Source organism: Pseudomonas sp. GM79 (assembly GCF_000282495.1).
Taxonomy (GTDB): domain Bacteria; phylum Pseudomonadota; class Gammaproteobacteria; order Pseudomonadales; family Pseudomonadaceae; genus Aquipseudomonas.
In genome coordinates, this window is sequence record NZ_AKJE01000023.1 from 38,626 (window position 1) to 57,070 (window position 18,445).

Consider the following 18,445-nt stretch of genomic DNA (forward strand, 5'->3'; position numbering starts at 1 on the left):
AGGTCTCTATGTTCGACAAAAACAATAAGCTGCGACATAGCGTTTCATTGGCAGCCATGCTGGCACTCAGTGGGTTGAGCGCTGCGGCCTGGGCCGATGCCTATGAAGACGCTGCCAAGAAATGGATTGGCAGCGAGTTCAAACCGTCCACCCTGACCGAAGCCCAGCAACTCGAAGAGCTGAAGTGGTTCATCAAGGCGTCCGAGCCGTTTCGCGGGATGAGCATCAAGGTGGTTTCGGAAACCATCGCGACCCACGAATATGAATCCAAAACGCTGGCCAAGGCCTTTACCGAGATCACCGGGATCAAGCTGACCCACGACTTGCTGCAAGAAGGCGACGTGGTGGAAAAACTGCAGACCCAGATGCAATCGGACAAGAACATCTATGACGGTTGGGTCAATGACTCGGACCTGATCGGTACGCACTTTCGCTACGGCAAGACCGAATCGATTACCGACCTGATGGCCAACGAAGGCAAGGCCTACACCTCGCCAACGCTGGACATCAGAGACTTCATCGGCATCTCATTCACCACCGCGCCGGACGGCAAAGTCTATCAACTGCCCGACCAGCAGTTCGCCAACCTTTACTGGTTTCGCGCCGACTGGTTCGAGCGGGCGGATCTGAAAGCGAAATTCAAAGAAAAATACGGTTATGAACTGGGCGTACCGGTGAACTGGTCGGCCTATGAAGACATCGCCAAATTCTTCAGCGAAGACGTCAAGGAAATCGACGGCAAACGCGTCTACGGCCACATGGACTACGGCAAGAAAGACCCATCCCTCGGCTGGCGCTTCACCGATGCCTGGTTCTCCATGGCGGGTGCTGGCGATAAAGGCATACCCAACGGTTTGCCGGTGGACGAGTGGGGTATCCGCGTCGAGGATTGTCATCCGGTCGGCTCCAGCGTGACCCGCGGCGGCGATACCAACGGCCCGGCGGCGGTATATGCGACCACCAAGTACGTAGACTGGATGAAAAAATATGCGCCACCGGAAGCGGCGGGCATGACCTTCTCCGAGTCTGGGCCGGTGCCGTCCCAGGGCAACATCGCCCAGCAGATCTTCTGGTACACCGCGTTTACCGCCGACATGACCAAACCGGGCCTGCCGGTGATGAACGCCGACGGCACGCCGAAATGGCGCATGGCACCTTCGCCAAAAGGTCCGTACTGGGAGGAGGGCATGAAGCTCGGTTATCAGGACGCCGGTTCCTGGACCTTCCTCAAGTCCACGCCTGAAAAGCAAAAACTCGCGGCCTGGCTGTACGCGCAGTTCGTGACGTCGAAAACCGTATCGTTGAAGAAAACCATTGTCGGTCTGACCCCGATTCGCGAATCGGATATCAACTCGCAAGCCATGACCGACCTGGCGCCGAAACTCGGTGGCCTGGTGGAGTTCTATCGCAGCCCGGCCCGCGTGCAATGGACCCCGACCGGGACCAACGTGCCGGACTATCCGCGTTTGGCACAGCTGTGGTGGAGCCACATCGCGGAAGCGGCCAGTGGCGAGAAAACGCCGCAACAGGCACTGGACGGTCTGGCCAAGGATCAGGATGCGATCATGACCCGTCTGGAACGCTCCAAGGTACAACCGACCTGCGGGCCGAAAATGAATCCGGAGCGGGATGCGCAGTATTGGTTCGATCAACCGGGTGCGCCGAAAGCGAAACTGGCGAACGAGAAGCCTAAAGGCGAAACCGTGAGCTATGCCGAACTGCTGAAATCGTGGGAGGCGGCGCGTAAGTAAACAGCGGGACCGCGTGAGGCAAAACGGCACCGAAAGGTGCCGTTTTCATTTGTGCCTGTTGGGCCGCCTTCGCGAGCAAGCCCGCTCCCACAGTGGATCTCCAGTGAATACACCATAGGGGGAACTCCTGCGATTAACTGTGGGAGCGGGCTTGCTCGCGAAGGCGTCATTGAATACGCCGCAAACACTTCAGGTCAGCGCCGCCAGTTGTTCAACCGTTTCCGGAAAACGCTCAACCAGCCGGATAAGGGTGGTGGCCTGAGCATTAGGTTTCGCCCGTCCTTGTTCCCAGTTCTCCAGCGTCCGGGTATTCGTACGCAAATACATCGCGAATACCGAACGGGAAAGGTTGAGCTGTTGGCGTATGGCTACCACTTCCTCGGCAGTGATTGGCACCAGTTTTGGCAGTTTGATCTTGTGGGTTCGCAGCGTGACCTTGCCTTGGCGCTCGTCGGCCAAGGCTTCAAGGCCTTCCATCAGTTCGGCAAAAATGTCACGTTTCATAGTGGGATCTCGTGTTGATTTCGCTATATAGAGTTTGTCTGAAAAGTTTCTTCTGGGAAGGCGACAAGTCGTCTTGCTCGTTTTTGCTATATACGGTGAACAGCCAGAATTGATCAAAACCCGACCACCAGTAATAAATCACCCTCAGTCCACTGCGCTTGCCTTTGCCGCGTCGCTGGTCGGAGAAACGGACCTTTCGCAACCCGCCCATACCTTCCACCAGGTCGCCAGTTTCCGGGTTTTTCAGCAGCTCCAGTTGAAAGCTGCGAAACAGTTCGTCGTCCAGGTAGTCATTTCTGTGTTTTTGAAATACGGGTAATTCGATAAAAAGAGCGTCCATGTTCTGTACGTTACCTGCGTATATTTCTATCACAAGAATCGAATAGGTCAAGGCTTCTGTGCCTGCCCAATTCGGTCAAGTCATTACGTTAAAGTCGCAGGTAGGATCTGGATGTAGGACGCGGCTGATTCATCCGCGAGGCGATTCTGGATATCGGGGAGGAGAGGGGAAGCAATGAAGATCAACAGATCGCAGCCTTCGGCAGCTCCTACGCGCTTGTGGGCGCTGCCGAAGGCTGCGATCTTTTGATCCTGTCCCCAAAACGCAAAAACGGCACCCGAAGGTGCCGTTTCTGTTTTCTACCGAGTATCGCTTACGCGATCAACCCGCCAACCCCGACTGTTGAACCAGGTTCAGCAGCGGCTGTGGATACAGGCCGAGGAAGAACGCCAGTACGGCAATCGCCAGCAGCATCACGCCGCCTGCACGTTGTTCCCAGTGCAGTTGCGCATCGTGGCGACGCAGGTTCGGTTCCATCAGGTACAGGGTGACCATCACTCGCAGGTAGTAGAAAACGCCAATGGCGCTGCCCAGTACCAGGGAGCCGACCAGCCACCATTGGTGCGACTCGACACCGGTGGCGATGATGTAGAACTTGCCGATGAAGCCCGCGGTCAGCGGGATACCGGCCAGGGACAGCATCATCACGGTCAGGACGGCGGTCAGGTACGGACGGCGCCAGAACAGGCCGCGGTATTCGTACAGGGCATCCGCGTCACGGCCGTTGTACGGCGAGGACATCAGGGTGATCACACCGAACGCGCCGAGGCTGGTGATCACGTAGGTGACCAGGTACACGCCGATGGCTTCCACGGCCAGGCCTTTGCTCGCCACCAGGGCGATCAGCAGGTAGCCGAAGTGGGCGATGGACGAGTAACCCAGCAGACGCTTGAGGTTGCTCTGGGTCAGTGCCAGCAGGTTACCGAACAGGATCGACGCGATGGCGATGATGGTCAGCACGTCGCTCAGCACACCGCTGCTCGCCGCTGGCGAGATCTGGAACAGACGCACCATCACTGCGAACACAGCGACTTTTGACGCGGTGGCCAGGAACGCTGCCACCGGTGCCGGAGCACCTTCGTAAACGTCCGGGGTCCAGAGGTGGAACGGTACCAGCGACAACTTGAACGCCAGGCCGATCAGCATCATGCCCAGGCCCAATTGAGCCAGAGAGCTTGGCAGACCGGTGGCCGCCAGGGCCTGGCCGATGCCGTTGAAGCTCAGGCTGCCAGCGTCGGCGTAGAGCAGGGCCATGCCGAACAACAGGAACGCGGAACCGGCGGCCGACAGCACCATGTACTTGATACCGGCTTCCAGCGAACGCTTGTTGAAGAAGGCATACGCCACCAGACCGTAGACCGGTACCGAGAGCAGTTCCAGACCGACGAACAACCCGGCCAGGTGCTGCGCGCTGACCAGCACCAGGCCACCGGCGGCGGACATCAGGATCAGCAGGTAAAGTTCTTCACGGTTGCCCGGGTAACCCGAACCGCCATCGCCGAGGTAGGCGTGGGCGAGGGTCACACAGGCGAGGGTGGCGACCAGGATCAGCGCCATGTACAGGCAAGCGAAGGTGTCGATCTGCAGCAGTGGCGTCACGGCCAGTGGCGCGACTTTCAGGGCTGGCAGGATCGACAGCAGAGCCAGGTTCAGACCTGCCACCGACAGCAGGAAGGTCTGAGAGTGGTTGCGGCGCCATGCGATAGCCAGCATCACCACGATGATCGTGGCGCTGGTGATCAACAACGGCGCAAGCGCGATAAAGTGTTGAGTCGTGAATTCCATAGCGCTCTTACCGGGCCGAAGCGAGTTGAGTGAAGGCGGTGCCGAGCCACTGCTGCACGCCATGCATCGTCGCGGCAGAGGTATCGAGGAACGGCTGCGGGTACACACCGATGTAGATCAGCAGCGCCGCAAGCCCAACCACCATGATCAGTTCGCGACCGTCCATGCCATGCAGCACCGCGTCCGATTTCGACGGGCCGAAGAAGGCACGGTGGACCATGATCAGCGAGTAGACCGAACCGAACACCAGACCGGACGTCGCAATCACAGTGATCCATGGGGCGCTGGCGAAGGTGCCGATCAGGATCAGGAACTCACCGACAAAGTTACCGGTCGCCGGCAAGCCCAGGGACGCGGCGGCGAAGAACAGGCTGAGAGCCGGCAGGTAGGCAATCTTCGACCACAGGCCACCCATCTCACGCATATCGCGGGTGTGGGTACGCTCGTACAGCTGACCGGAGAGGATAAAGAGTGCCGCGGCCGACAGACCGTGCGCCAGCATCTGCATCACTGCGCCCTGCAGCGCCAGTTGGCTGCCGGAGTAGATGCCGATCAACACGAAGCCCATGTGGGAAACGGACGAGAAGGCGATCAGACGCTTGATGTCGGTTTGTGCGAAAGCCAGGAACGCACCGTAGAAGATCCCGATCAGACCCAGGGTCATGGCGAACGGCGCGAACTCGGCCGAGGCATTCGGGAACAGCGGCAGGGCGAAACGCAGCAGGCCATACGCCGCAGTCTTCAACAAGATACCGGCCAGGTCCACGGAACCTGCGGTCGGCGCCTGGGCGTGAGCGTCAGGCAACCAGGAGTGGAACGGTACGACCGGCAGCTTGACCGCAAAGGCGATGAAGAAGCCGAGCATCAGGATGTACTCGGTGGTCGTCGACATCTTGGTCTTCAACAGGTCGGCGTAGTTGAAGGTAATCACGCCGGTGTCGTTGAAGTTGACCAGTACCAGACCCAGGATCGCCACCAACATGATCAGGCCGGAAGCCTGAGTGAAGATGAAGAACTTGGTTGCCGCGTAGATCCGGGTTTTCTTGCCGTCCGAAGAACTGTGACCCCAGAGCGCGATGAGGAAGTACATCGGCACCAGCATCATTTCCCAGAAGAAGAAGAACATGAACAGGTCGAGGGCGAGGAACACGCCGACGACACCGCCCAGGATCCACATCAGGTTCAGGTGGAAGAAGCCCACATGACGCTGGATCTCTTTCCACGAGCAGAGTACCGAGAGGACACCCAGCAGGCCGGTCAGCAGGATCATCAACAGCGACAGGCCGTCGAGGGCCAGGTGCACGTTGATGCCGAAGCGCTGGATCCAGACGTGCTTGAACTCAATCGCCCAGGTCGGATCGGCGCCAGGCGCCGGTGCAAATGAATAGTCACCGTTGGCCCACAGCCAGAGGCCAAGGGAAAGCAACAGGGACATGGTGATCAGCGCAATCCAGCGGGGGAGGGTGGCGCCGAAGCGCTCACCCATCCAGCACAGCAGGCCGCCGATGAAGGGGATCAGGATTAGCCAGGGCAGAATCATGACGGGCTCGTTTCCTTTCGCAAGTTCGCAAGGTTCATATCAGACCGCTACCAGCACGACGGCGCCGATTACCAGCACGGCACCAGCAGCCATCGAGGCGGCATACCAACGCAGTTGACCGGTCTCGGTGCGGCTCAGGGCGGTGTGACCGCCCTTGGCCATACGCGGGATCAGACCGATGGTCTGGTCGAGCGGGTCTTTGCGCAGAATGTGGCTGATCGCAAGGTAAGGCTTGACGAACAGTTTGTCGTAGATCCAGTCGAAGCCCCAGGCAGCGAACCACCAGGCCGAAAGGAAGCGGCCGACACCGCTGTTGGCGATGGCGGTGACGAAGCGGCGCTTGCCGAGGAACAGCAGCGCGGCCAGCAGGATACCGGCCAGGGCGATGGCACCCGAGGCGATTTCCAGACTGTGCTTGGCTTCGCCGCCGGCATGGCCGACGCTTTGTGGCAGCACACCGTGCAGCGGTGGAACGATCATCGCGCCGACGAACGTCGACAGTACGATCAGCACCGACAGCGGCAGCCAGTGAGCAATGCCGTGACCGGCATGCGCTTCGGTCTTCGCTTCACCGTGGAACGCGATGAAGATCAGGCGGAAGGTGTACAGCGAAGTCATGAAGGCACCGACCAGACCTGCATAAAGCAGACCCTGGTTACCGCTGGCGAACGCTTCCCAGAGGATTTCATCCTTGGAATAGAAGCCCGCAGTCACCAGAGGCAAGGCCGCCAGGGCCGCGCCGCCGACGATGAAGCTGGCATAGGCCAGTGGCAGTTTCTTCCACAGACCGCCCATCTTGAAGATGTTCTGCTCGTGGTGGCAGGCAACGATTACCGAACCGGACGCAAGGAACAGCAGCGCCTTGAAGAAGGCGTGGGTCATCAGGTGGAAGATCGCGCCTTCCCACGCACCTACGCCGAGTGCCAGGAACATGTAGCCGATCTGGCTCATGGTCGAGTAGGCGAGGATACGTTTGATGTCGGTCTGCACCAGTGCGGCAAAACCTGCCAGCACCAGCGTCACACCACCCACGACACCCACCAGGTGCAGGATATCCGGCGCCAGGGCGAACAGACCGTGGGTACGGGCGATCAGGTAGACACCGGCGGTCACCATGGTCGCGGCGTGGATCAGTGCCGAAACCGGGGTCGGGCCGGCCATCGCATCCGCCAGCCAGGTTTGCAGCGGCAGTTGCGCGGATTTACCGACAGCGCCGCCCAGCAGCATCAGGGTCGCCAGAACGATCCAGAAGTCGCCGGCCTTGAAGTGCTCAGGCGCCTTGACCAGCAGTTCCTGGATGTTCAGCGTGCCCAACTGTTGGAACAGGATGAACAGGCCGATGGCCATGAACACGTCGCCGACGCGGGTCACGATGAAGGCTTTGAGTGCCGCATTACCGTTGTTGCGGTTGCTGTAGTAGAAACCGATCAACAGGTACGAGCACAGGCCCACGCCTTCCCAGCCGAAGTACACGAACAGCAGGTTATCGGCCAGGACCAGGAACAGCATGCTGGCGATAAACAGGTTGGTGTAGGCGAAGAAACGCGAGTAACCGGCTTCACCGCGCATGTACCAGGACGCGAACAGGTGGATCAGGAAGCCCACACCGACCACCACACCCAGCATGGTCAGGGACAGACCATCCAGGTACAGGGCGAAGTTAGGCGTGAAGCCTTCCACCGCCATCCACTGCCACAACACCTGGGTGTAGTGACCGCCTTCAGGTGGCGCAACGTTGAACTGCCAGATTATGTAAGCAGTGACGATTGCCGACAGGCCAATGGAGCCGACGCCAATCAGCGCCGAAAGGTTTTCCGAGAGGCGACCGCGTGAGAACGCCAGCAGCAGGAAACCAATGAGAGGGAATACGAAAGTCAGATAGAGAAGGTTCATCCGCGCATCTCGCTGGCAGCGTCGATATCGAGAGTGTGGAAGCGGCGATACAGCTGCAACAGAATCGCCAGGCCAATACTGGCCTCGGCGGCTGCCAGGCTGATCACCAGGATGAACATGATCTGTCCATCCGGTTGACCCCAGCGGCTACCGGCAACGATGAACGCCAAAGCGGAGGCATTCATCATGACCTCCAGGCTCATCAGCACGAAGAGAATGTTGCGCCGGACCATCAGGCCGACCAGACCGAGGCAGAACAGGATGCCGGCGACCGCCAGACCATGCTCCAAAGGGATAGCAGGCATCGTCATTGCTCCTTGGCTTCGTTGCGGCCCAAGTGGAACGCCGTGACGGCTGCGGCGAGCAGCAGCATCGAGGCGAGTTCGACCACCAGCAGATACGGACCGAACAGGCTGATGCCCACGGCCTTGGCGTCTACGGTGGTGTGGCCGATGGCCTGCCCGCTGGCATCGCTGAACAGCACATACAGCAGTTCAACCAGCAGCAGGGTGCCGAGGGCGACGGGGCCCAGCCAGATACCGGGCTTGAGCCAGACGCGCTCTTGCTGAACCGAGGCCGGGCCCAGGTTCAGCATCATCACCACGAACACGAACAGCACCATGATGGCGCCAGCGTAGGCGATCACTTCCAGTACACCGGCAAACGGTGCGCCGAGGGCGAAGAACGTCATGGCCACGGCGATCAGCGAAATGATCAGGTAGAGCAGGGCGTGCACGGGGTTGGTGTTGGTGATCACGCGAAGCGTGGACACAACAGCGATACCCGATGCGAAATAGAAAGCGAATTCCATCTTTCTTCCTTAAGGCAGCAAGCTCTTCACGTTGATCGGCTGGGCTTCATTCTGCGCGGCGCCTTTGGGCTTACCGGCAATCGCCATACCTGCAACACGATAGAAGTTGTAATCAGGGTTTTTGCCGGGGCCGGAGATCAAAAGATCTTCTTTCTCGTACACCAGATCCTGACGTTTGAACTCGGCCATTTCGAAATCCGGTGTCAGCTGGATCGCGGTGGTCGGGCAGGCTTCCTCGCAGAGGCCGCAGAAAATGCAGCGCGAGAAGTTGATGCGGAAGAAGTCCGGGTACCAGCGACCGTCTTCGGTTTCAGCTTTCTGCAGCGAGATGCAACCGACCGGGCACGCCACGGCGCACAGGTTGCAGGCTACACAACGTTCTTCGCCGTCGGGGTCGCGGGTCAGCACGATACGCCCACGGAAGCGCGGCGGCAGGTACACCGCCTCTTCCGGGTATTGCAGCGTGTCGCGCTTGCGGAAGGCGTGGCCGAAAATCATCACCAGGCTGCGAAGCTGGGTGAAGAAGCCATGCACGATGTCAAAAATGTACTTCATGATTCTCTATCCTCACTGAGCCGCGACGGCGGGCGTGTTGAGCAACACGACTGCAGCGGTCACCAGCATGTTGACGAGGGTCAGCGGCAGGCAGAACTTCCAGCTGAAATCCATCACTTGGTCATACCGTGGGCGCGGAATCGAGGCGCGCAACAGGATGAAGAACATGATGAAGAACGCGGTTTTCAGCGCGAACCAGATGAACGGGATCTGCGGCAGAATGCCGAACGGACCGTGCCAGCCACCGAAGAACAAGGTCACCAGCAGCGCCGAAATCAGCACGATGCCGATGTACTCACCGACGAAGAACATGCCCCATTTCATGCCGGCGTATTCAATGTGGTAACCGTCGGCCAGTTCCTGTTCCGCTTCCGGCTGGTCGAACGGGTGACGGTGAGTCACGGCGACGCCAGCGATGAAGAAGGTCAGGAAACCGAAGATCTGCGGAATGATGAACCACATGTTCTGCGCCTGGTATTCAACGATGTCGCGCATGTTGAACGAGCCGACCTGGATCACGATACCCATCAGCGACAGGCCCATGAACACTTCGTACGACACGGTTTGTGCCGAGGCCCGCAAGCTGCCCAACAGGGCGAACTTGTTGTTACTCGACCAGCCGGCGAACAGCACCGCGTAGACCGACAGACCGGCCATGGCAAAGAAGAACAGGATGCCGATGTTGATATCCGCCACGCCCCAGGTCGGGGTGATCGGGATGATCGCGAAGGCCATCAGCAAGGCGCTCATGGCCACGACCGGCGCCAAGGTGAAGATCACTTTGTCGGCGAACGGCGGGGTCCAGTCTTCCTTGAAGAACATCTTGATCATGTCGGCGGCGATCTGGAACGCGCCGAACGGGCCGACGCGGTTCGGACCGTAACGGTCCTGCCAGAGGGCGAGCAGACGACGCTCGACCCAGCTCAGCAGCGCGCCGCACACCACCACGGCGAGCAGAATCACGATGGCCTTGAGGACCGCGATGATTACGTCGATCACTTCAGGAGTGAACCAGGTCATAGCGCTGCCTCCTGCAGACCGTCAACGGATTTGCCAAAGATCGCTGGCGGAATACCGGCGATACCGGCCGGCAATGCGACCAGACCGGCACCCAGCTCTTCGTTGATGCGCAGCGGCAGACGCAGGGTCTGGCCGGCTACGTTCAGGCTCAGCAGGGCACCGTCATTGACACCCAGGCGGTCGGCTTCGGACTTGGCCAGCGACACATAAGCGGCCGGGATGCGTTCCTGAACCGGTGCGGCTTTGGAAGAGTTCTCTTCGCTGCCGAACAGGTGGAAGAACGGCACGACCTGCCAGGTGCCCGGAGCCGGGTTGAACGCGCGCGGAACACTGGCGAACCAGTTCAGCGAATCACCGGTGCTTTCGATCAGGCGAGTGCCCGGGTCGCCCGCACGGAGGTGACCACCGACTTCGTCCTGGAACTTGTTCCAGGCTTGCGGCGAGTTCCAGCCCGGAGACCAGGCGAAGGGTACTTGCTGACGCGGTTCGACCGAGCCCGAGTAACCTTCCATGGAGAACGAGAACGCGGTGTCGTTGTCCTGGGAAGTACGCGGTTCGTGCACGCTGATATCGGCGCGCATGGCGGTCCGGCCGCTGTAACGTAGCGGTTCGCGAGCCAGTTTCAGGCCTTTGATGCGGAACGCGGCCGACGGTGCGGCATCGACGATGCGCGCCAGTTGCGGTTTGCTCGCAGCAACGGCAGCGGTGACGTGGTCCAGTTGGGTCCAGTCGATCGGCTGGTTCAACAGGGTCGAACGCAGGGCATGCAGCCAGCGCCAGCCTTCGTGAACCAGAATGCTTGCGTCGAGGTAAGTCGGGTCGAAGACCTGGAAGAAACGCTGGGCGCGGCCTTCCTGGCTGACCAGCGTACCGTCGCCTTCAGCGAAGCTGGCCGCTGGCAGCACCAGATGCGCGCGATCGCTGGTGGCGGTCTTCTGATGGTCCGCCACGATCACCACTTTCGCGGCGTTCAGGGCAGCATCGACACGGGCTTTGTCGGTACGGGTGTACAGATCGTTTTCCAGCACGACGATGGCGTCGGCCTTGCCGTCGATCACCGCTTGCAGGGCTGCGTCGACCGAGTCACCACCGAGCATGGCCAGGCCGAGGCTGTTGGCCTCTGGCACGATCAGGCTGATGGAACCGTTCTTCTCGCGCAGCTTCAGGGCCTTGGCGATGTTCGCAGCAGCTTCGATCAGCGCCTTGGAACCCAGCGAGGTACCGGCAATGATCAGTGGACGCTTGGCCGCGAGCAGGGCGTCGGCAATGCGTTTGGCCAGTTCGAGGGCTTCGGCATCGAGGCCTTCAACCGCTGGAGCGCTGGCATCGAGGGCGTGAGCCACGGCGAAACCGATGCGGGCCAGGTCGTCGGGAGCGGCGTGAACGCATTCTTCAGCCACGTCGTCGAGCTTGGTTTCAGCCAGGCTGGCGATGAACAGCGGGTTCAGCGCGTCCTGACCGATGTTCTTCACCGCAGCATCGAGCCATGGCTGAACGCGCATGGCGTCGGCCATGTCTTCGGCCTTGCCCTTGACCGATTGACGCAGGGCCAGGGCCATGCGCGCAGCAGTCTGGGTCAGGTCTTCGCCGAGGACGAAAATCGCATCGTGATCTTCGATGTCGCGCATGTTCGGGATCGGCAGCGGGCTGTCTTTGAGCACCTGCACAACCAGGCGAATGCGCTCAAGTTCAGCAGCTTCGATACCGGAGTAGAAGTGCTCGGCACCGACCAGTTCCAGCAACGCGTAGTTGCTTTCGAGGCTGGCGCGCGGCGAACCGATACCGACGATATTGCGACCGCGCAACAGGTCGGCGGCTTTATCCAGCGCTTCGTCGAGGCTCAGCTTGGCGCCGTTGGCCAGCAGTGGCTGACGCGGGCGGTCTTCGCGGTTGACGTAGCCGTAGCCGAAACGGCCGCGGTCGCACAGGAAGTACTGGTTCACCGAACCGTTGAAACGGTTTTCGATGCGACGCAGTTCGCCGTAACGCTCGCCCGGGGAAATGTTGCAACCGCTGGAGCAGCCATGGCAGATGCTCGGCGAGAACTGCATGTCCCACTTGCGGTTGTAGCGCTCGGAATGCGTCTTGTCGGTGAACACACCGGTCGGGCAGACCTCGGTGAGGTTGCCGGAGAACTCGCTTTCGAGGGTGCCGTCTTCAACGCGACCGAAGTACACGTTGTCGTGGGCGCCGAATACACCGAGGTCGGTGCCGCCAGCGTAGTCTTTATAGAAGCGCACGCAGCGATAGCAAGCGATGCAGCGGTTCATTTCGTGGGAAATGAACGGGCCCAGTTGCTGGTTCTGGTGAGTACGCTTGGTGAAGCGATAACGGCGCTCGTTGTGGCCGGTCATCACCGTCATGTCTTGCAGGTGGCAGTGACCGCCTTCCTCACAGACCGGGCAGTCGTGAGGGTGGTTGGTCATCAACCATTCAACGACGCTGGCGCGAAACACTTTCGCTTCTTCGTCGTCGATGGAGATCCAGCTGCCGTCGGTGGCGGGGGTCATGCAGGACATGACGATCCGACCACGCTTGTCGTTCTCGTCGGTGTACTGCTTGACCGCGCACTGGCGGCAAGCGCCAACGCTGCCAAGGGCTGGGTGCCAGCAGAAATAAGGGATATCGAGGCCTAGCGACAGACACGCCTGTAACAGGTTGTCTGCCCCATCGACTTCGAGCTCTTTGCCGTCTACGTGGATAGTGGCCATGGTTCAAAGTTCTTCGTTGGCCCGGTGTCAGCGGGCGTGGCTAATGGAATCTTGTTATTCGCGTGAATCAACACAGCCGTTTACGGCGTCATCACACGACAAAGCGAAGGGCACGGACCCTTCGCTTTTTTAAGCGTTTACGCGCCGACTACGATCGGCCTTGCCAGAGGCGGGACGACGGCGCTGGTAGGCGCGATGCCGGCTTCGAACTCTGGACGGAAGTATTTGATGGCACTGCCCAACGGCTCCACGGCACCTGGTGCGTGAGCACAGAAGGTCTTGCCCGGGCCGAGGAAACCGACCAGACCCAGCAGGGTCTCGATATCGCCGGCTTGGCCTTCACCGTTCTCGATCGCGCGCAGCAGCTTGACGCTCCACGGCAGACCGTCACGGCACGGGGTGCAGAAGCCGCAGGATTCGCGGGAGAAGAACTCTTCCATGTTGCGCAGCAACGACACCATGTTGACGCTGTCGTCCACCGCCATGGCCAGGCCGGTACCCATACGGGTGCCCACTTTGGCGATGCCGCCGGCATACATTTGTGCGTCCAGGTGTTCCGGCAACAGGAAACCGGTACCGGCGCCGCCTGGCTGCCAGCACTTGAGCTTGTAACCGTCGCGCATGCCGCCGGCGTAATCTTCGAACAACTCGCGACCGGTGACGCCGAACGGCAATTCCCACAGGCCAGGGTTCTTGACCTTGCCGGAGAAGCCCATGAGCTTGGTGCCCATGTCTTCGCTGCCTTCGCGGGCCAACGATTTGTACCAGTCCACGCCGTCGGCGATGATCGCCGGCACGTTGCACAGGGTTTCGACGTTGTTCACGCAAGTCGGCTTGCCCCACACGCCGACGGCGGCAGGGAAGGGCGGCTTGGAACGCGGGTTGGCGCGACGGCCTTCGAGGGAGTTGATCAGTGCGGTTTCTTCACCGCAGATGTAACGCCCGGCGCCGGTGTGCACGAACAGTTCGAAATCGAAGCCGCTGCCCAGGATGTTTTTACCCAGCAGGCCTGCTGCCTTGGCTTCTTCCACGGCACGGTTGAGGTGCTTGGCGGCGGTGGTGTATTCGCCACGCAGGAAGATGTAGCCACGGTAGGTTTTCAGCGCGCGAGCACTGATCAGCATGCCTTCGATCAGCAGATGGGGCAGTTGCTCCATCAGCATGCGGTCTTTCCAGGTGTTCGGCTCCATCTCATCCGCGTTGCACAGCAGGTAGCGGATGTTGATGGATTCGTCCTTGGGCATCAGGCCCCACTTCACGCCCGTGGGGAAGCCTGCACCGCCGCGGCCCTTGAGGCCGGAGTCTTTCACGGTCTGGACGATATCGTCCTGGGCCATGTCGGCGAAGGCCTTGCGCGCAGCGGCGTAACCGTTCTTGGCCTGGTATTCGTCGAGCCATACGGCTTCGCCGTCGTCACGCAGACGCCAGGTGAGCGGGTGAGTCTCGGCCGAACGCTTGATGCGGTTGGCTGGACCGAAGGAAGTCAGGGTCATACGTAGCCCTCGAGCAATTTGGCAACACCGGCAGGCTGCACATCACCGAACGTGTCGTCATCGATCATCAACGCCGGCGCCTTGTCGCAGTTGCCGAGGCAGCAGACCGGCAGCAGGGTGAAACGACCGTCGGCGGTGGTTTGACCCAGGCCGATGCCCAGCTTGCTCTGGATTTCGCTGACCACCGACTCGTGACCGCCGATGTAGCAGACCATGCTGTCGCAGACGCGAATGATGTGACGGCCCACCGGTTGACGGAAGATCTGGCTGTAGAACGTCGCCACACCTTCAACGTCGCTGGCCGGGATGCCGAGGATTTCGCCGATGGCGTAGAGCGCGCCGTCAGGCACCCAGCCACGTTCCTTCTGGACGATCTTCAGGGCTTCGATCGACGCCGCGCGCGGGTCTTCGTAGTGATGCAACTCATGCTCGATGGCCGAGCGCTCGGTTTCGCTCAGGGCGAAACGGTCTGTCAGGATAAGCGTGCTGTTCATGCTTAACGGTCCACGTCGGCCATAACGAAATCGATACTACCCAGGTACGCGATCAAGTCCGCGACCATGCTGCCTTTGATCACCGAAGGGATCTGCTGCAGGTGCGGGAAGCTTGGGGTACGAATCCGGGTGCGGTAGCTCATGGTGCCGCCATCGCTCGTCAGGTAATAACTGTTGATGCCCTTGGTCGCTTCGATCATCTGGAAGGATTCGTTGGCCGGCATGACCGGGCCCCACGAAACTTGCAGGAAGTGCGTGATCAGGGTCTCGATGTGTTGCAGCGTGCGCTCTTTGGGTGGCGGCGTGGTCAGCGGGTGATCCGCCTTGTACGGGCCTTCCGGCATGTTGCGCATGCACTGCTCGATGATCTTGATGCTCTGGCGCATTTCTTCGACGCGAACGATGCAACGGTCGTAGGCATCGCCATTGGCCGCCAGCGGGATTTCGAATTCGAAGTTTTCGTAGCCGGAGTAAGGGCGAGCCTTACGCAGGTCGAAATCGCAACCGGTGGAACGCAGGCCGGCACCGGTGACGCCCCATTCCAGGGCTTCCTTGGTGTTGTAGGCGGCGACGCCGATGGTCCGGCCACGCAGGATGCTGTTGTCCAGTGCGGCTTTCTGGTATTCGTCCAGACGCTTTGGCATCCACTCGACGAAATCCTTGACCAGTTTTTCCCAGCCGCGCGGCAAGTCGTGAGCGACGCCACCGATGCGGTACCAGGCCGGGTGCAGACGGAAACCGGTGATGGCTTCGATCACCGTGTACGCCTTCTGGCGGTCGGTGAAGGTGAAGAACACCGGGGTCATGGCGCCGACGTCCTGGATGTAAGTCCCCAGGAACAGCAGGTGGCTGGTGATCCGGAAGAACTCGGCCATCATGATGCGGATGACGTCGACCTTCTCGGGCACCTTGATACCGGCCAGCTTCTCGACCGAGAGCACGTACGGCAGGTTGTTCATCACGCCGCCAAGGTAGTCGATACGGTCGGTGTACGGGATGAAGCTGTGCCAGGACTGACGCTCGGCCATCTTCTCGGCACCACGGTGGTGGTAACCGACGTCCGGCACGCAGTCGACGATCTCTTCACCGTCCAGCTGCAGAATGATGCGGAACGCACCGTGCGCCGAAGGGTGGTTGGGACCTAAGTTGAGGAACATGTAGTCCTCGTTCGCACCGGAACGCTTCATGCCCCAGTCTTCAGGCTTGAAGCGTGCGGCTTCTTCCTCAAGCTGTTGCTTGGCCAGGGTCAGGCTGAACGGGTCGAACTCGGTGGCGCGGGCCGGGAAGTCCTTGCGCAGCGGGTGACCTTCCCAGGTCGGCGGCATCATGATGCGGGTCAGGTGCGGGTGACCGGCAAAGTTGATGCCGTACATGTCCCACACTTCACGCTCGTACCAGTTGGCGTTCGGCCAGAGACCGGTAACGGTCGGCACGCTGAGGTCGCTCTCGGACAAGGCGACCTTGATCATTACGTCACTATTACGTTCGATCGACATCAAGTGATAGAACACAGTGAAGTCGGCGCCGCTTGGCAGCCCTTGACGCTTGGTGCGCAGACGCTCGTCCACGCCGTGCAGGTCATAGAGCATGACGTACGGCTTGGGCAGGTTACGCAGGAAGGTCAGGACTTCGACGAGTTTGGCGCGGGCAACCCAAAGCACCGGCATGCCGGTGCGGGTAGGCTGGGCGGTGAACGCCTCCGGGCCAAAACGATTGTTCAGTTCGACGACCACATCCTGGTCGTCTGCCTTGTAAGGCGGGATGTACAGAGCACTGCCTGTAGTCATGGTTATTTATCGCTTTCGGTCAACGTAAAGAATGAAGCCAGTTTCTCGTTTCTTTGTAAGAACAGATCTGGATCAGACTTCGTCGGGGCTGCGCAGGTTGGTTACCTGAATACGCTGTTCGCGGCGCTTTTCCTTTTCGGAAGGCATCTCGGCGCGATAGACGCCTTGATCACCAACGACCCAGGAAAGTGGACGACGCTCCTGGCCAATCGACTCCTGCAACAGCATCAAGCCTTGCAGAAAAGCTTCAGGGCGGGGCGGGCAGCCAGGCACGTAGACGTCCACGGGCAGGAACTTGTCCACCCCTTGAACGACGGAGTAGATGTCGTACATGCCACCGGAGTTGGCGCACGAACCCATGGAGATGACCCATTTAGGCTCGAGCATTTGCTCGTAGAGACGCTGAATGATCGGCGCCATCTTGATGAAGCAGGTACCGGCGATAACCATGAAATCCGCCTGACGCGGCGATGCCCGGATAACCTCGGCGCCAAAGCGCGCGATGTCGTGGGGCGCCGTGAAGGCGGTGGTCATTTCCACGTAGCAGCACGAAAGACCGAAGTTATACGGCCACAGGGAGTTCTTGCGCCCCCAGTTGATCGTGCCGTTGAGCACGTCTTCGAGCTTGCCCATGAAAATGTTTTTGTGGACTTGATCTTCTAACGGATCGGAAACGGTTTCCCGTTTGCCAATCGGATACTGCTCGTTAGGAGCATCGGGGTCGATCCTGGTGAGATTGTATTGCATTGCCAAAGCCTCATTGTTTCAGCTTCGCTTGCCGCTTGCGCCGAGCTTCCGGAGCCCAGTCAAGGGCGCCCACTCGGAATAGGTAGACAAGGCCTGCCAACAGAATTGCTATGAAAACGAGAGCTTCGACGAATCCGGTCCAGCCGCTTTCGCGGACGGACACAGACCAGGCAAAGAGAAAAAGGGCTTCGATATCGAAGATCACGAAGAGCATCGCGACCAGATAGAATTTGGCTGAGAGCCGCAAGCGGGCGCCACCGGTAGGTAGCATGCCGGACTCGAACGGTTCGTTTTTGCTGCGACCCCAGGCTTTTGACCCGAGGAGGCTGGAGACGCCGAGCATGAAGGCGCAAAGGCCGCCGACACCCAGAAGGAAAATGGCAAAGCCCCAGTTGTGGGCCATGAGTCCGGTCGCTTCGGGCATGCTGGAAATCCTTAACAGAGAGCAAAGGTCTCTGAGCTTGAAAAGAAACAAAGCAGTGACGATATGTCGCAGCAATCAATCGCGGTGATTTTATGGCTAAACACCGAGCAAGTAAAATTCAGATAGCGAAATTATTTACAAGAATAAGGACATAGCGTGCCTCCAAAGCCCTGTAGCCCATGCCGCTCGGGCATTAGCGGGGGTTTTGTCAAATATGTTTTGTAGGGAATGTAACGAACATAGTTGTCGATAAATGATAATCAATATTATTTGGCGTGGTTTTCAAACTGTTTAACGGGTGAGTGGCTGGGAAGTTGTCTTATATGCGCGTTACTGCAAGTAGCACGCGTGCTCCTTTTACCTGATTTTCCGGGTCATGAAACTGCTCTGGATCAATGTTTTCCCTGGGGTACCGCCGACCACTGTGGGAGCGGGCTTGCTCGCGAAAGCGGTGTGTCATTCAACATTGATGCTGGCTGATCCGACGCCTTCGCGAGCAAGCCCGCTCCCACAGTGGTCGGTGGTGTTTGTGAAATCGCAGGCAAAAAAAACGCCCCGAACCAGTCGGGGCGTCAGATATGCAGCGCTGC

At 59.7% G+C, this 18,445-nt stretch carries 16 protein-coding genes; 1 reads left to right on the top strand and 15 read right to left on the bottom strand.

Going from position 1 to position 18,445, the window contains the following annotated elements:
* Positions 1-8 precede the first annotated feature (8 nt).
* Positions 9-1,751: an ABC transporter substrate-binding protein gene (locus PMI36_RS25170; protein WP_008068282.1), complete on the top strand. Its 1,743-nt coding sequence runs from the start codon at positions 9-11 to the stop codon at positions 1,749-1,751.
* A 189-nt stretch (positions 1,752-1,940) separates the two neighbouring features.
* Here the strand turns inward: PMI36_RS25170 and PMI36_RS25165 are convergent, their stop codons facing one another.
* From PMI36_RS25165 to PMI36_RS25095, 15 genes are all read right to left on the bottom strand, one after another.
* The gene (locus PMI36_RS25165; RefSeq protein ID WP_008068284.1) at positions 1,941-2,255 is read right to left on the bottom strand and encodes a helix-turn-helix domain-containing protein; all 315 of its coding nucleotides are present in this window, start codon (positions 2,253-2,255) and stop codon (positions 1,941-1,943) included.
* A complete protein-coding gene (locus PMI36_RS25160; protein ID WP_008068285.1) occupies positions 2,245-2,595 on the bottom strand; it encodes a hypothetical protein in 351 nt (116 codons plus the stop codon). Before PMI36_RS25160 ends, PMI36_RS25165 begins: the two co-directional genes overlap by 11 nt.
* Positions 2,596-2,916: 321 nt before the next feature.
* The gene (nuoN, locus tag PMI36_RS25155) at positions 2,917-4,380 is read right to left on the bottom strand and encodes an NADH-quinone oxidoreductase subunit NuoN (RefSeq protein WP_007905081.1); all 1,464 of its coding nucleotides are present in this window, start codon (positions 4,378-4,380) and stop codon (positions 2,917-2,919) included.
* Positions 4,381-4,387: 7 nt separating this feature from the next.
* The gene (gene nuoM, locus PMI36_RS25150) at positions 4,388-5,920 is read right to left on the bottom strand and encodes an NADH-quinone oxidoreductase subunit M (protein ID WP_007905080.1); all 1,533 of its coding nucleotides are present in this window, start codon (positions 5,918-5,920) and stop codon (positions 4,388-4,390) included.
* Between the two features lie 39 nt (positions 5,921-5,959).
* Positions 5,960-7,813 carry an NADH-quinone oxidoreductase subunit L gene (nuoL, locus tag PMI36_RS25145; RefSeq protein ID WP_008068287.1) on the bottom strand — a complete coding sequence of 618 codons (1,854 nt, stop codon included), beginning with the start codon at positions 7,811-7,813 and terminating at the stop codon, positions 5,960-5,962.
* Entirely contained in the window at positions 7,810-8,118 is a 309-nt protein-coding gene (gene nuoK / locus PMI36_RS25140; RefSeq protein ID WP_007905077.1) for an NADH-quinone oxidoreductase subunit NuoK, read from the bottom strand. The genes nuoL and nuoK overlap by 4 nt, the downstream gene beginning before the upstream one ends.
* 2 nt (positions 8,119-8,120) lie before the next feature.
* Positions 8,121-8,624, bottom strand: coding sequence for an NADH-quinone oxidoreductase subunit J (nuoJ, locus tag PMI36_RS25135; RefSeq protein WP_007905076.1), 504 nt, complete (start codon positions 8,622-8,624; stop codon positions 8,121-8,123).
* Positions 8,625-8,633: 9 nt separating this feature from the next.
* A complete protein-coding gene (gene nuoI / locus PMI36_RS25130; protein ID WP_008014903.1) occupies positions 8,634-9,179 on the bottom strand; it encodes an NADH-quinone oxidoreductase subunit NuoI in 546 nt (181 codons plus the stop codon).
* 12 nt (positions 9,180-9,191) lie between these two features.
* A complete protein-coding gene (gene nuoH / locus PMI36_RS25125; RefSeq protein ID WP_008068290.1) occupies positions 9,192-10,199 on the bottom strand; it encodes an NADH-quinone oxidoreductase subunit NuoH in 1,008 nt (335 codons plus the stop codon).
* A complete protein-coding gene (nuoG, locus tag PMI36_RS25120) occupies positions 10,196-12,910 on the bottom strand; it encodes an NADH-quinone oxidoreductase subunit NuoG (RefSeq protein WP_008068292.1) in 2,715 nt (904 codons plus the stop codon). Before nuoG ends, nuoH begins: the two co-directional genes overlap by 4 nt.
* A gap of 137 nt (positions 12,911-13,047) precedes the next feature.
* Positions 13,048-14,403 carry an NADH-quinone oxidoreductase subunit NuoF gene (gene nuoF, locus PMI36_RS25115; protein ID WP_008068294.1) on the bottom strand — a complete coding sequence of 452 codons (1,356 nt, stop codon included), beginning with the start codon at positions 14,401-14,403 and terminating at the stop codon, positions 13,048-13,050.
* A complete protein-coding gene (nuoE, locus tag PMI36_RS25110) occupies positions 14,400-14,897 on the bottom strand; it encodes an NADH-quinone oxidoreductase subunit NuoE (RefSeq protein WP_007905058.1) in 498 nt (165 codons plus the stop codon). The genes nuoF and nuoE overlap by 4 nt, the downstream gene beginning before the upstream one ends.
* A 2-nt stretch (positions 14,898-14,899) precedes the next feature.
* Positions 14,900-16,684, bottom strand: coding sequence for an NADH-quinone oxidoreductase subunit C/D (gene nuoC / locus PMI36_RS25105; protein ID WP_007905056.1), 1,785 nt, complete (start codon positions 16,682-16,684; stop codon positions 14,900-14,902).
* A gap of 72 nt (positions 16,685-16,756) precedes the next feature.
* Positions 16,757-17,431, bottom strand: coding sequence for a NuoB/complex I 20 kDa subunit family protein (locus tag PMI36_RS25100; protein ID WP_007905053.1), 675 nt, complete (start codon positions 17,429-17,431; stop codon positions 16,757-16,759).
* Positions 17,432-17,441: 10 nt separating this feature from the next.
* Positions 17,442-17,855, bottom strand: a complete 414-nt coding sequence (locus PMI36_RS25095) for an NADH-quinone oxidoreductase subunit A (protein WP_007905050.1) — start codon at positions 17,853-17,855, stop codon at positions 17,442-17,444.
* Between the last annotated feature and the right edge of the window lie 590 nt (positions 17,856-18,445).

Bases quoted from the DNA above. Each gene is read 5' to 3' on its own strand.
- nuoI (WP_008014903.1), bottom strand. From the start codon at position 9,179: ATGAAGTACATTTTTGACATCGTGCATGGCTTCTTCACCCAGCTTCGC.
- nuoF (WP_008068294.1), bottom strand. From the start codon at position 14,403: ATGACCCTGACTTCCTTCGGTCCAGCCAACCGCATCAAGCGTTCGGCC.
- nuoK (WP_007905077.1), bottom strand. From the start codon at position 8,118: ATGCCTGCTATCCCTTTGGAGCATGGTCTGGCGGTCGCCGGCATCCTG.
- PMI36_RS25095 (WP_007905050.1), bottom strand. From the start codon at position 17,855: ATGCCCGAAGCGACCGGACTCATGGCCCACAACTGGGGCTTTGCCATT.
- PMI36_RS25165 (WP_008068284.1), bottom strand. From the start codon at position 2,255: ATGAAACGTGACATTTTTGCCGAACTGATGGAAGGCCTTGAAGCCTTG.
- nuoE (WP_007905058.1), bottom strand. From the start codon at position 14,897: ATGAACAGCACGCTTATCCTGACAGACCGTTTCGCCCTGAGCGAAACC.
- PMI36_RS25170 (WP_008068282.1), top strand. From the start codon at position 9: ATGTTCGACAAAAACAATAAGCTGCGACATAGCGTTTCATTGGCAGCC.
- nuoM (WP_007905080.1), bottom strand. From the start codon at position 5,920: ATGATTCTGCCCTGGCTAATCCTGATCCCCTTCATCGGCGGCCTGCTG.
- PMI36_RS25100 (WP_007905053.1), bottom strand. From the start codon at position 17,431: ATGCAATACAATCTCACCAGGATCGACCCCGATGCTCCTAACGAGCAG.
- nuoC (WP_007905056.1), bottom strand. From the start codon at position 16,684: ATGACTACAGGCAGTGCTCTGTACATCCCGCCTTACAAGGCAGACGAC.
- PMI36_RS25160 (WP_008068285.1), bottom strand. From the start codon at position 2,595: ATGGACGCTCTTTTTATCGAATTACCCGTATTTCAAAAACACAGAAAT.
- nuoN (WP_007905081.1), bottom strand. From the start codon at position 4,380: ATGGAATTCACGACTCAACACTTTATCGCGCTTGCGCCGTTGTTGATC.
- nuoL (WP_008068287.1), bottom strand. From the start codon at position 7,813: ATGAACCTTCTCTATCTGACTTTCGTATTCCCTCTCATTGGTTTCCTG.
- nuoG (WP_008068292.1), bottom strand. From the start codon at position 12,910: ATGGCCACTATCCACGTAGACGGCAAAGAGCTCGAAGTCGATGGGGCA.
- nuoH (WP_008068290.1), bottom strand. From the start codon at position 10,199: ATGACCTGGTTCACTCCTGAAGTGATCGACGTAATCATCGCGGTCCTC.
- nuoJ (WP_007905076.1), bottom strand. From the start codon at position 8,624: ATGGAATTCGCTTTCTATTTCGCATCGGGTATCGCTGTTGTGTCCACG.